Annotated in this window: 8 protein-coding genes; 5 read left to right on the plus strand and 3 right to left on the minus strand. The window is 74.4% G+C overall.

The window, feature by feature from the left end:
- Positions 1-46: 46 nt before the first annotated feature.
- Entirely contained in the window at positions 47-2,194 is a 2,148-nt protein-coding gene (gene ligA / locus ECOMGDLI_RS21485) for an NAD-dependent DNA ligase LigA (protein ID WP_369812779.1), read from the plus strand.
- A gap of 116 nt (positions 2,195-2,310) precedes the next feature.
- On the opposite strand, the gene ECOMGDLI_RS21490 is transcribed toward ligA, so the two are convergent.
- Together ECOMGDLI_RS21490 and ECOMGDLI_RS21495 are read right to left on the minus strand one after the other, a co-directional pair.
- Positions 2,311-4,209, minus strand: a complete 1,899-nt coding sequence (locus ECOMGDLI_RS21490) for a phosphotransferase (RefSeq protein ID WP_088318899.1) — start codon at positions 4,207-4,209, stop codon at positions 2,311-2,313.
- Positions 4,210-4,215: 6 nt separating this feature from the next.
- Positions 4,216-5,826 carry a flippase gene (locus ECOMGDLI_RS21495; protein ID WP_088318900.1) on the minus strand — a complete coding sequence of 537 codons (1,611 nt, stop codon included), beginning with the start codon at positions 5,824-5,826 and terminating at the stop codon, positions 4,216-4,218.
- A gap of 279 nt (positions 5,827-6,105) precedes the next feature.
- Here ECOMGDLI_RS21495 and gatC point away from each other — a divergent pair, with 279 nt between their 5' ends.
- Genes gatC through ECOMGDLI_RS21515 form a run of 4 tightly spaced genes read left to right on the plus strand, consistent with a single transcriptional unit; the run spans position 6,106 to position 11,997 of the window.
- Positions 6,106-6,402, plus strand: coding sequence for an Asp-tRNA(Asn)/Glu-tRNA(Gln) amidotransferase subunit GatC (gene gatC, locus ECOMGDLI_RS21500; protein WP_088289574.1), 297 nt, complete (start codon positions 6,106-6,108; stop codon positions 6,400-6,402).
- Entirely contained in the window at positions 6,402-8,000 is a 1,599-nt protein-coding gene (gene gatA / locus ECOMGDLI_RS21505; RefSeq protein ID WP_088318901.1) for an Asp-tRNA(Asn)/Glu-tRNA(Gln) amidotransferase subunit GatA, read from the plus strand. Before gatC ends, gatA begins: the two co-directional genes overlap by 1 nt.
- Positions 7,997-9,574: an Asp-tRNA(Asn)/Glu-tRNA(Gln) amidotransferase subunit GatB gene (gene gatB, locus ECOMGDLI_RS21510; protein ID WP_088318902.1), complete on the plus strand. Its 1,578-nt coding sequence runs from the start codon at positions 7,997-7,999 to the stop codon at positions 9,572-9,574. Before gatA ends, gatB begins: the two co-directional genes overlap by 4 nt.
- A 35-nt stretch (positions 9,575-9,609) precedes the next feature.
- The gene (locus ECOMGDLI_RS21515; RefSeq protein ID WP_143447835.1) at positions 9,610-11,997 is read left to right on the plus strand and encodes a bifunctional diguanylate cyclase/phosphodiesterase; all 2,388 of its coding nucleotides are present in this window, start codon (positions 9,610-9,612) and stop codon (positions 11,995-11,997) included.
- Between the two features lie 15 nt (positions 11,998-12,012).
- Here ECOMGDLI_RS21515 and ECOMGDLI_RS21520 read toward each other — a convergent pair whose 3' ends face one another.
- Positions 12,013-13,236 (minus strand): low temperature requirement protein A, encoded by a 1,224-nt coding sequence (locus tag ECOMGDLI_RS21520; protein ID WP_088318904.1) that lies wholly within the window; start codon positions 13,234-13,236, stop codon positions 12,013-12,015.
- Between the last annotated feature and the right edge of the window lie 77 nt (positions 13,237-13,313).

The raw sequence follows: 13,313 nt of genomic DNA on the forward strand, positions 1-13,313 counted from the left end.
CCTGAGACTGTCCCCGGCATCGGGCAGGATGACGCCCGTGAGCCAGGTGAGCGAAGACAGCGACGTCGCGGCGGAGGCGGTCCCGGCGGGTGCGGCCGCGGCGCTACAGGCGCCCGTGCCGGACGACGCGCGCCACCGGTGGGCCGACCTCGCCGAGCAGATCCGCGGGCACCAGTTCGCGTACTACGTCCGCGACGCCCCGACGGTCTCGGACGCCGAGTACGACGCGCTGCTGCGCGAGCTGGAGGCGCTGGAGACGGCGCACCCGGGCCTGCGGACGCCGGACTCGCCGACCCAGAACGTCGGCGGCACGTGGTCGACGGAGTTCGAGCCGGTCGACCACCTCGAGCGGATGCTCAGCCTCGACAACGCGTTCAGCGCCGACGAGCTCCGGGCCTGGGCGGACCGGGCGATCCGGGCCTGCGGGCTCCCCGAGGGCGAGCAGCCGGCGTGGCTGTGCGAGCTGAAGATCGACGGCCTGGCGATCAACCTGCTCTACGAGAACGGCCGGCTGGTGCGGGCTGCGACCCGGGGCGACGGGCGCACGGGGGAGGACGTCACCCTCAACGTCCGCACGATCGAGGGCGTCCCGCAGGTGCTCTCCGCGGGGGAGGTGCCGCACCCCGAGCTCGTCGAGGTGCGCGGTGAGATCTTCTTCCCGACGGCGGCGTTCGCCGACCTCAACGCGAGCCTCGTCGAGGCCGGCCGGGCGCCGTTCGCGAACCCGCGCAACGCCGCCGCCGGCTCGCTGCGGCAGAAGGACCCGCGGGTCACCGCGACCCGGCCGCTGCGGATGCTCGTGCACGGCATCGGGGCCCGCCGCGGCTTCGACATCCTCAGCCAGTCGCACGCCTACGACCTGCTGCGCGCCTGGGGGCTGCCGACGAGCGACTCCTACCGCGTCGTGCGGACCGTCGACGAGGTCGTCGGGTACGTCACGAGCACGGGGGAGCACCGGCACGACCAGGTGCACGAGATCGACGGCGTCGTCGTCAAGGTCGACGACGTCGGCCTGCAGCGCCGGCTCGGCTCGACGAGCCGGGCGCCGCGCTGGGCGATCGCCTACAAGTACCCGCCGGAGGAGGTCAACACCCGCCTCCTCGACATCCGGGTCGGGGTCGGCCGCACGGGCCGGGTCACGCCTTACGGGGTCATGGAGCCGGTCCTCGTCTCCGGCTCGACGGTGGAGAACGCGACGCTGCACAACGCGAGCGAGGTCCGGCGCAAGGGCGTGCTCATCGGGGACACCGTCGTGCTGCGCAAGGCCGGCGACGTCATCCCGGAGATCGTCGGCCCGGTCGTCGAGGCCCGCGACGGCAGCGAGCGCGAGTTCGTCATGCCGACGCACTGCCCCGAGTGCGGCACGGAGCTGGCGTACGAGAAGGAGGGCGATGCCGACATCCGCTGCCCGAACGCCCGCACGTGCCCGGCGCAGCTGCGCGAGCGGCTGTTCCACCTCGCCGGCCGCGGGGCGTTCGACATCGAGGCGCTCGGCTACGAGGGTGCCGTCGCCCTGCTGCAGTCCGGCGTCCTGGCCGACGAGGGCAGCCTGTTCGACCTCGACGCCGAGAAGCTGCTCGGGGTGCCGCAGTACACCCGCAAGGACGGCGGGCTGAGCGCGAACGGCGCCAAGCTGCTCGCCAACCTCGAGGAGGCGAAGACCCGCCCGCTGTGGCGGGTGCTCGTCGCGCTGTCGATCCGGCACGTCGGGCCGAGCGCGGCCCGCTCGCTCGCCCAGGCGATGGGGTCGCTCGCCCGGATCCGGGAGGCCGAGGTCGCCGAGCTCGCGGCCGTCGACGGGGTCGGCACGGTCATCGCCGAGTCGATCAAGGACTGGTTCACGGTCGACTGGCACGTCGAGGTCGTCGACCGGTGGGCCGCGGCCGGGGTGCGCATGCAGGACGAGGCCGACACCTCGACGCCGCGCACCCTCGAGGGCGTCACCGTCGTCGTCACCGGCTCGCTCGAGGGCTTCAGCCGGGACGGCGCCAAGGAGGCGATCCTGTCCCGCGGCGGCAAGGCCTCCGGCAGCGTGTCGAAGAAGACGCACTTCGTCGTCGTCGGCGAGAACGCCGGCAGCAAGGCGGAGAACGCCGAGAAGCTCGGGGTGCCGATCCTCGACGAGGCCGGCTTCGTCGCGCTGCTCGCCGGCGGCCCGGATGCCGTCCGTCCGCCGGACGCCGAGGAGGGCTGAGCCCCCGGCCCACGCCGCCGGGTCCGCTCATGCTCGCGCCGGGTACCGGATCCGGGCTGTTCACGGGCCCGGAACGGTACCCACCGCGAGCATGAGCGGTGGGGCGGGGGGCTGGGTCAGCCGGCGGAGACGGTGCGGCCGGCGAGGGCGCGCACGGCCTCGGGCCGGGCGAGCGTCGCCCGGAGGGCGTTGACGTACTGGCCGTGCTGGAGCCGGCCGGGCCGCAGCCGGGTCGCCTCCTTGACCGCGCGGTGCACCCAGGTCAGCGCGAACAGCGGCTCGACGGCGGCGGCGGGCACCCCGACGGCCTCGCAGTAGCGGCGGGTCGTCCCGGCGAGGGCCGTGTGCAGCGGGCCCGGCTCGAGCAGGTCCCGGCGGAAGCCGCGGTCGTGGTCGCGGCCGGGGCCGGCGGAGAGCAGGGCGAAGGTCCGGACCAGGTAGAACAGGTCGAGCAGGGGCAGCCCGGCCGGCTCGATCGCCTCCCAGTCGAGGACGACGGTGCGGCCGGCCGCGTCGACGCGCAGGTTCCACGTGCCGAGGTCGCCGTGCTGGACGACGACCGGCACCGGCTGCGCACCCAGCGCCTCGGCGTGCCCGAGCAGGGCCGTGCGCTCGGCGGCGTCCGAGCCGTAGAGCGTGCAGAACCGCTCGGTGAGGTCGACGGCGGCGTCGCGGACGGCGTCCGGGGCGGTGCCGCGGGCCACCGTCCGGGTGCCGAGGGCGGTGACCCAGTCGACGGCGTCGAGGAGCCGGGGGCAGTCGGCGGCGCGCGAGGTGACGGCGTCGAAGGCGCGGCCGTCCATCGCGCTCTGGCCGAGCAGCGTCAGGCCCGCGTGCCGGCCGTGGAAGACCGCCCGCGGCACGTTCGCGACCTCGCGCTCGGCGAGCAGCCGCAGCCCGGCGAACTCGTTGTCCAGCCGGGGGTTGAGCACCGGGTCCCGGGTCAGCTTGACGACGCACTCCAGCGGGGCGTCCGGGCCCGGGCCGAAGAGCAGCACGAGGACCTTGCGGCTGCCGTACTCGCCCGGAGCGGCCAGCCCCCAGCGCATCCCGCGCACGTCGACGCCCGAGGCGGCCGCGACGTCGACGAGGTAGCGCGGCGGCCCGTCGCCGAGGACGTCCGCCGGTGCGCCGACGAGGGTGTGCCGGCGTCCGAGCCGCCCAAGCGGACCGCTGCCGACGACGACGCGCTCGGCCCGGTCGACGAGCCGCTGCGCGCCCTCGAGGGATCGCTGGGCCGGACCGCGCAGGGCGCCGAGCCGGCGCCCGCCGGGCGGCCGCGGCGGGGACGGTGCGGCCGTGACCGCCGTCGTGAGGACGGGGGTGATCGTCGGTTCCGCGGACAGCGGGCCGGCGCCCTCGGCCCGCTCGGTGAGCCGGCGGCGCAGCGTGCGCTTGAGGTCGGCGAGGTCGACGGAGCGGCCGGACATCCCCTGCTCGAGGAGGAACGTCGTCGCCGCGTCGTCCCCGTCGGGGGCCGCCGTCCGGACCTCGCCGCGCGACGGCGTCACCCAGGCGCGCCGGACCCCGCCGGTGATGCCGGCCAGGGCGGCCTCGAGCCCGTGCGGCGCGGGGCCGATCCCGAGGTCTGCGTGGACCAGACCGCCCGGGGCGAGCAGCCGCCGCAGCTGCGCGACCGGCCCGTCGGGGCGCCCGGCCCCGCGGCCGCCGTCCACCGCCACCCGGCGGGCCGCGGCCCGGCCGAGGACGACGAGCGCCGCGGCACCGTCCGGCACCCCGGCCGCCGTCGCGGCGACCTCGACCCGGCCGTCGGCGGCGTGCCGGCCCACCCAGGCGGTCGCCCGGCGCCGCTCACGGGTGTCCGGCTCGACGACGACGACGCGACCGGCCCGGCCGGCCAGACCGGTCAGGGTGGCCGAGCCGGGGGTGCCGAGGCAGACCACGCAGGACAGGTCGAGCGTGGGCAGCGCGTAGAGCCAGCTGGCCCCGGTCGCCACCGAGCGCAGGTTGGTGCCGGGCACGTACCTCGCCGCGCGGGTGACCTCGAGAACCATCGCCGCTCAGCTCGCCAGCAGCCGGCCGAGGACCGGCACCTTGAGGATCGCCGGGAACGTCTCGTCGACGGCCAGCCGGCGCCTGTTGAGCACGAACAGGGCGAGGACCACGACCGCGGTCGCGACGAGGGTGACCCAGATCGTCGGGCTCGTGAGGCCGTAGTCGTCGGGCAGCAGCCAGGAGAGCGCGAACAGCAGGCCGGCCCCGGTCACGATCGACACGTACGACATGAGGTAGCCGCCGTCGAAGAGCGAGACCCCGGTGCCGAGCAGCAGGCCCGCCTGCTTGAGCACGTTGTGCAGCACGAGCGCGGCGCACGTGCCGATCGCGGCGCCGAGCGGGCCGTACCGCGGGATGAGCAGCATGTTGAACGTCACGCACGCCGCGGCGGCCACGACGTTGATGCCGACGATGTACTTGAGCCGCCCGTAGACCTTGAGCGTCAACCCGTTGAACCCGAGCGCCGCGTTGAAGTAGTAGCCCACCGCGAGGATCGCGAGGATCGTCCACGAGGCCGCGTAGCGCTCGCCGAAGAGCAGCTCCGTCACCGGCTGCGCGAGCGAGAACGTCACGGCGAACACCGGGAACGTCAGCAGCGCCACCCACAGCGCGGTCCGCCAGTACAGCGCGTTGATGCCCTCGGTGTCGCCACGCGCGTAGAGCCGGCTCGCGGACGGCGTGAACAGGAGCGTGAAGCTCTGCAGCACGAACGTGTTGAGCAGCGCGAGCGGCACGACGGCCTTGTACGCGGCGACGTCCTCGGTGCCGCCGTACCGGGCGAGCAGGAAGGTGTCGGCCGTCGTCATGACGATCATGACGAGGTCGGACGACAGCAGGGGCAGCGTGAAGCCGAGGATCTCGCGGCGCGGCACGACGACCTCGCCGCGGCGGAACCGGGCGAGGATCCCGGTCTTGCGCAGCACCCGCAGCAGCGCCGACACGTAGATCAGGAAGCCGAGGACGCTCGCCACGAGGTACCCGACCGCGAGGTGGTGCGCGTCGCCGTCCGTCAGCACGAGGCTCAGCACGACCGACAGCCGCAGCGCCGGGGCGAGCACGTACTTGCGGAAGAAGATCACCTTGGCGCTCGCGAACACCGCGGTGACGCCCTCGATGAGGTCGTCGAGCGCCTCGATCGGGGCCATGAACGCCAGCACGAGCAGCAGCTGGACGGCGAGCACCCGGTCGGCGCCCTGGCCGCCGAGCAGGCCCGACTCGACCGTCCCCGACGTCAGGTGGACGACGGTCACGACGAGCGCGCCGAACGTCGCGACGCAGCCGAAGACGAGGAAGAGCGTGCCGAAGACCTTGCCCCACTCGCCGCGCTCGCTGTAGATCGGCAGGAACCGCGTCACCGCGCGGTCGAGCCCGAACGAGCTGAGCGTCTGGCCGAGCGTGACGAACGTGAGGGCGAACGCGAAGGCGCCGTAGTCGTTCTTCGTCAGGTGGTTGACGATCATCACCTGGATCGCGAAGGTGACGGCCATCGCCATCGCCTTGCCGACGAGCAGCAGGCTCGACCCGCGCAGCTGCTTGCGCGTGAGGGCGTCGGCCGAGGCGGGCCCCGTGGCGCCCGCCCCCGCCTGTGCGGGCTGCTCCGTGCCTGTCGTCGTCACGTCCTTGTTCTCCGGAGCCCGAGCACCACCCCCGACGGGCAACCACCGGACCCCCTCCTGACCGGCGAGAATAGGACGTTCGCCCCCAGGTCACCCCAGGTTCACCGAGATCGTCGTCCGAACGACCGGTTGTGCGCGGACGCTGCGCGATCACCGCGCTCCGGGGTGTAACCCCTGTTCGGCGGGGGACGCGGACGGAGCGACCGCCTGCGGGTTCTAGACTCGCGGTGTCATGCGGCGTCGCCGCCGCAGCCCCCCAACCGTTACTCGGGAGAGTGCATGTCCGCCATCTCGCGCGAGGAGGTCTCCCACCTCGCGATGCTGGCCAGGATCGACCTGCAGCCCGACGAGCTCGACCGGCTCGCCGCCCAGCTCGACGTCATCCTCGACGCGGTGGCGACGGTCACCCAGGTCGCGGGTGAGGACGTCCCCGCGACGAGCCACCCGATGCCGCTGACGAACGTGACCCGCCCCGACGAGCCCCGGCCCTGCCTCACGCAGGAGGAGGCGCTCTCCGGAGCGCCCGCCGCCGAGGCCGGCCGGTTCCGCGTCCCGCGCATCCTCGAGGAGGACTGATGACCGGCACGACGCTCCCGGCCGACCTGACCCGGGCGACCGCCGCCGGGCTCGCGCAGGCGCTCGCCGCCGGTGACGTCTCCGCCGTCGAGGTCGCGCAGGCGCACCTCGACCGGATCGCCGCCGTCGACGGCACCCGCGACGCCGACGGGGTCGCCACCGGCCGCGCGGTGCACGCCTTCCTCCACGTCTGCGCCGAGAGCGCGCTGGCCGACGCGAAGGCCGTCGACGACGCGCGCGCCGCCGGGCAGACCCTGCCGGCGCTGGCCGGCGTCCCGATCGCCGTCAAGGACGTCATGGCGACCCGGGGCCTGCCGACGACGTGCGGCAGCCGGATCCTCCAGGGCTGGGTGCCGCCCTACGACGCCACCGTCGTCGCGAACATCCGGGCCGCCCGGATGGTCGTGCTCGGCAAGACGAACATGGACGAGTTCGCGATGGGCTCCTCGACGGAGCACTCGGCGTACGGCCCGACCCGCAACCCGTGGGACCTCGACCGGATCCCGGGCGGCTCCGGCGGCGGCTCGGCGGCGTCGCTGGCGGCGTTCGAGACCCCGCTCGCGACGGGCACGGACACCGGCGGCTCGATCCGGCAGCCCGCGTCGGTCACCGGCACGGTCGGGGTCAAGCCGACCTACGGCGCGGTGAGCCGCTACGGCCTCGTCGCGCTCGCGAGCAGCCTCGACCAGGCCGGGCCGTGCGCCCGGACGGTCCTCGACACCGCGCTGCTCCACCAGGTGATGGCCGGGCACGACCCGATGGACTCGACGTCGCTGACGGGCGAGTACCCGGACGTCGTCGCCGCCGCCCGCGCCGGTGCGACCGGCTCGCTCGACGGCGTCACCGTGGGCGTCGTCCGCGAGCTGTCCGGCGACGGCTACCAGGCCGGCGTCCTGCGCCGGTTCGAGGAGTCGCTCGCGGTGCTCACCGAGGCCGGCGCCAAGGTCGTCGAGGTGAGCTGCCCCAGCTTCACCGTCGCGCTCGCGGCGTACTACCTGATCCTCCCGAGCGAGGCGAGCAGCAACCTCGCGAAGTTCGACGCCATGCGGTACGGCCTGCGGGTCGAGCCCGGCGGCGTCGCGGTCCCGACGGCCGAGCAGGTCATGGGTGCGACCCGGGCGGCCGGCTTCGGCGACGAGGTCAAGCGCCGGATCATCCTCGGCACGTACGCGCTGTCGTCCGGCTACTACGACGCCTACTACGGCAGCGCGCAGAAGGTCCGCACGCTCATCCAGCGCGACTTCGCCGCGGCGTTCGGCCAGGCGGACGTGCTCGTCTCGCCGACCTCGCCGACGACGGCGTTCCCGCTCGGGGACAAGCTCGAGAACCCGCTCGCGATGTACCTGCAGGACGTCGCGACCATCCCGGCGAACCTCGCGGGCGTGCCGGGGATGTCGCTGCCCAGCGGCCTCGCGGACGAGGACGGGCTGCCCGTCGGGCTGCAGATCCTCGCGCCCGCCGGGGCCGACGACCGGCTCTACCGGGTCGGCGGCGCGCTCGAGGCGATCCTCACCGCGCGCTGGGGCGGGTCGGTCCTCGACCGCGTCCCGGACCTCTCGGCAGCACTGGCCACCGCGGCGAACGGAGCGACCCGATGACCGTCACCGACACCACCGAGGCCGTGCTGGCCTACGACGACGTCGTCGCGGCCTACGACCCCGTCCTCGGGCTCGAGGTGCACGTCGAGCTCAACACGGCGACGAAGATGTTCTGCGGCTGCCCGACCGGGTTCGGCGCCGAGCCGAACACCCAGGTGTGCCCGGTCTGCCTCGGGCTGCCCGGCGCCCTGCCGGTGCTCAACGCCCGCGGCCTGGAGTCGGCGATCCGGATCGGCCTCGCGCTGAACTGCGAGATCGCGTCGTGGTGCCGCTTCGCGCGGAAGAACTACTTCTACCCGGACATGCCGAAGAACTTCCAGACGTCGCAGTACGACGAGCCGATCGCGTTCAACGGCTTCCTCGACGTCGAGCTGGACGACGGCAGCACCTTCCGGGTCGAGATCGAGCGCGCCCACATGGAGGAGGACACCGGCAAGTCGACCCACGTCGGCGGCGCCACCGGGCGGATCCACGGCGCCGACTACTCGCTCGTCGACTACAACCGGGCCGGCATCCCGCTCATCGAGATCGTCACCAAGCCGGTCGAGGGTGCGGGGGAGCGGGCGCCGGAGATCGCGCGCGCCTACGTCGCGGCGCTGCGCGACCTGCTGCGCGCCCTCGGCGTCAGCGACGTCCGCATGGAGCAGGGGTCGCTGCGCTGCGACGCGAACCTCTCGCTGCGCGCGAAGGTCCCCGGCGCCGCGCCGGGGTCGGCCGAGCAGCGCGCCGTCCCGCTCGGCACCCGCAGCGAGACGAAGAACGTCAACTCGCTGCGCAGCGTCGAGCGCGCCGTCCGGTACGAGATGACCCGGCACGCCGCGCGGCTCGCCGCCGGGCTGAAGATCGTCCAGGAGACCCGGCACTGGCACGAGGACACGGGCATCACGACGTCCGGCCGGGAGAAGTCCGACGCCGAGGACTACCGCTACTTCCCCGAGCCCGACCTCGTGCCGATGTCGCCGGACCCGGCCTGGGTCGACGAGCTGCGGGGCACCCTCCCCGAGCCGCCGCCGCAGCGCCGCCGGCGCCTGCAGGCCGAGTGGGGCTTCGCCGACCTCGAGATGCGCGACCTCGTCAACGCCGGGGCGGTCGAGCTCGTCGAGGCGACCGTCGCGGCGGGTGCGGCCCCGGCCGCGGCCCGCAAGTGGTGGAGCGGCGAGCTGGCCCGCCGGGCCAACGCGGACGGCGTCGAGCTCGCGGCGATGCCCGTGACCCCGGCCCAGATCGCTGCCCTCCAGGGCCTGGTCGACGCCGGCACGCTCACCGACTCGCTCGCCCGGCAGGTGCTCGAGGGCGTCCTCGCCGGTGAGGGCGAGCCCGCGGAGGTGGTCGAGAGCCGCGGGCTCCAGGTCGTGTCGGACGACGGCGCCCTGGGTGCCGCCGTCGACCGGGCGATCGCCGAGAATCCGGACGTTGCGGACAAGGTACGCAGCGGCAAGGTCGCGGCGGTCGGCGCGCTCGTCGGAGCCGTCATGAAGCAGATGCGTGGCCAGGCCGATGCCGCTAAGGTCAAGGCACTCTTGACCGAGCGGTTGGCCCCCGCTGACAGCACGACGGACGTGTCGACGAGCTGATCCCGCGGGTCCCGCCGGGAGAGGTGGGGGATTCTGTGGCGTGGCCGAGCAGCGTGACCCTTCGCCGGGTCAGGGTGCTGGTGCCGCTCGCCTCCGCGCCCCTCGCGCTCGTCCCGCTCGCCGTCGTCGCGGCGGCCCTGGTCGGTCTGCTCGGCCTGGCCGGGTCGCCGTTCGCGACGCCGGTCGGCACCTCGACGGCAGGGCTCACCGCCCTGCTCAGCGGTCCGGTGCTCCTCGTCCGCTCGTGGGGCGCCGGGCCGCACCAGGCGTTCCGGCGCTGGCTCGGCTGGGCGGTCACCGTCTGGGGGGTCGGTCAGGCGGTCCAGGGGATCATCGCGATCAACGGGACGCCGTCGTTCCCCACGGCGGGGGACCTGGTGTCCCTGCTCGCGGCACCGCTGGCGTTCGTCGGGGCGCTGCTGATCCCCCGGCGCGGCGCGGGGTGCCGTCCGATGTCGGACCCGGCCGCCCGCTGGCGGCTGCCGGTCGACTCCGCCCTCATCTCGGTGACCGCGGCCCTGCTCGTCTGGCAGTTCGCCTTCCTGCACATCTTCTCGACGGACGGCCGGGTGGCCCTGCGCCCGGACACCGTCACGGCGGTCGTCGTCATGCTCGCGGACGTCGGGGTCACGGCGCTGTCGTTCCTCATCGGGATCCGTGACCTCGACCGGAACATGCTGCTCGTGTCCGTCGGGGTCGGCTGCTACACCGTCGGCGACCTCGTGACCCTCCACACGATCCTGCACGGGCAGCCCTGGCCCTGGCAGGGGGCGATGCTGTGGTGCCTGGCCTGGCCGTTGCTGGCCCTCGGCCTGCTGCGCTACCGGCCCGAGGACGCCGGGGCGTCCCGGGCCCGCGCGGGCACGGTGGCCGAGCTCGAGCCGGACGCCCGCGTCGTCGTCGTGACCACCTACACCGCGCTCGGCCTCCTCGCGCTCGGCGTCGTCCTCGTCATCGTCTCCACGACGCTGCAGGCCGACCCGGTGTCGCTGTGGTTCGTCGTCCTCGCGCTGCTCGTGCTGGCCGGCCGGGAGTGGCTCAACACCCGGATGCGCAGCCGCCTCGTCGAGCGGCTCCACGAGGAGGCGACGACGGACCCCCTCACCGGGCTGCCGAACCGGCGCACGCTGGAGCTGCGGCTCGCGGCCGTCAGCCCGCACGAGGAGTGGTCGCTGCTGTCCGTGGACCTCGACGGCTTCAAGGAGGTCAACGCCGTCCTCGGGCACCCGACCGGCGACCGGCTCCTCGAGGCCGCCGCCCTCCGGATCGGCGCCGCCGTCCCGCCGGGCTCGCTCGTGAGCCGGGCCGGCGGCGACGAGTTCGCCGTTCTCGTCGCGGCGGACGTACGGACGGCGCAGACGGTCGGCGGGCGGCTCGTGGCCGCGGTCCGGCAGGCCGCGGGCGACGTCCCCGGGGTGGACCGGCTCAACGTCTCGGCGAGCGTCGGCATCGCCGCGGTCGCCGGGCCCGGGGTCGCGCCGGGCTCCGCGGTCGAGTCGTCCGACCCGCTCGCGGCGCTGTCGTCCGCGGGGGCCGCGCTCCGGACTGCCAAGCGGCTCGGCCGGGACCGCGTCGAGGTCTTCGACGCCGAGGCGGCCCGGGTGCGGCACCGCCGGCTGCTCGTCGAGGAGCGGCTGCGGGCCGCGATCTCGCAGGAGCGCATCGACGTCGCCTTCCAGCCGATCGTCGACCTCCACTGCGACCGGATCAGCGGTGCCGAGGCGCTGGCCCGCTGGAACGACCCCTCGCTCGGCGTCGTCGACCCGGGCGAGTTCATCCCCGTGGCGGAGGAGTCCGGCCTCGTCGTCGCCCTCGGCGAGCTCGTCCTGCACCGCACCCTCGCTGAGGTCGCGCGGCACGACCTGCACGGGCTCGGGATCCGGGTCAGCTGCAACGTGTCGCCGCTGCAGCTGCGGGTGCCGGGCTTCCACCAGGTCGTCGCGGAGGCGCTGTCCGCGCACGGCGTCCCGCCCGCGGCGCTCGTCGTCGAGGTGACCGAGGCGGTCTTCATCGAGGAGGACTCGCCGGCCGTACGCACCCTGCGCCGGCTCGCGGACTCGGGCGTGACGATCGCGATCGACGACTTCGGCACCGGCTACTCGGCGCTCGGCTACCTGCGCCGGCTGCCCGTGCACGTGCTGAAGATCGACCGGTCCCTGACCGCCTCGCTCGTCGAGGAGCCGCAGGCCCGGGCCATCACGACCGCCGTCCTCGAGCTGGGCCGCAGCCTCGACGTCCAGGTCGTCGTCGAGGGGATCGAGTCCTCCGTCGTGTCCGAGCTCGTGACCCGGCTGGGCGCCGGCTTCGGCCAGGGCTCGATGTACGGCGGAGCCGTCCCGGCCGCCGAGCTCGTGGCCGCCGCCACCCGCGCCGTGGCCGTCGTCCCGCCCGGCAGCCCGGGGCTGGGCCGGCGCAGCGCCTGACGCCGGCGGGCCCGCTCAGCCCTCGTGGCGGACGGCCTCCCGCCACTCGCGGAACCACAGGGTCTCGTAGCCGACGACGGCGACCACGCCGAGGGCGAGGACGGCGACCTGCAGCGTCGCCGACAGCTCCCCGACGACGGGCACGAGCGCCAGCAGCAGGCCGGCGAGCGCCAGCCGCTGCCGGTTCAGCGAGCCGATGTTGCGCAGCCGGAACGCGACGTGCGCGAGGAGGTAGAGCGCCACGCCGCCGTACAGCGACCACAGCGGCATGCCGTGCAGGCCCTTGCCGCCGACGAGCACCTCGAGACCCTTCCCGGCGTCCTCGCCGACGTAGCCGAGGGCCTTCTTGAGGCCGAGGGCGAGGAAGACGATGCCGACGACCATCGGGAAGTGCAGGTACGTGTACGAGTCGCGGGCCAGGGCGACCCGCTCGACGCCCTGTGCGGCCGCCAGCCGGCGTTCGGCGACGAGCGCGACGACGTCGAAGTACATCCACCACAGGCTCACGAGCACGGCGAGGGCGAGGTTGGCGCCGATGACGATCGGCCAGGTGAGCGGCAGCCCGTCCGCACCGACGCCGATCGCGACGATCGACTCGCCGAGCGCGATGATGATGACGAGCCCGTGCCGCTCGGTGAAGTGCCCGGGGGAGTCGACCCGCCAGCCGCCCGGGCCGATGAGGTAGACGAGCAGGTAGTCGAGGCCGAGCGCGAGCGCCCAGAGCGTCGTCTGGAGCAGCCCCGAGGTGAACGACGCGGCGACGAGGGTGCCGGTGCCGACGGCGAACGGCACGGTGAACCGGACGACGGTCGCGCGCAACGCGGGGTCGTCGCGGGACACGAGGGCGAAGAGCACCACGTGCAGCGCCCGGACGGCGAAGTAGGCGGCGGCGAAGACGAGCGGCCCGGAGAGGGTGGTGTCGCCGCTGTCCCCGAACGCCTCGGGGATCGCCATGCTCCCGACGAGCATCGCGCCCATGACGGCGACGAGCGCGATCCGGACGCCGCCCTCGTCGGCCCGCACGACGTTCCCGAGCCAGGCGAACCCGGTCCAGGACCACCAGAGGATGCCGAGGACGAGCACCCCGCGCAGCGCCCCCTCGGCGTCCGGGGAGTCGGCGAGCAGCGCGGTGACCTGGGTCAGCGCGAAGACGAAGACGAGGTCGAAGAACAGCTCCAGCGTCGTGACCTTGTGGGTGGCGTCCGTCGTGCGGGGGCGCCCGGTGCGTGCGTCGGCCATGGGCAGGACAACATCACGACGGGCCCCGGATCTTCCACCCGAACCGCGCGACGCGCCGGACGCCGGCCGAGCGTGCA

Source organism: Kineosporia sp. R_H_3, assembly GCF_002198675.1.
Classification (GTDB): Bacteria; Actinomycetota; Actinomycetes; order Actinomycetales; family Kineosporiaceae; genus R-H-3.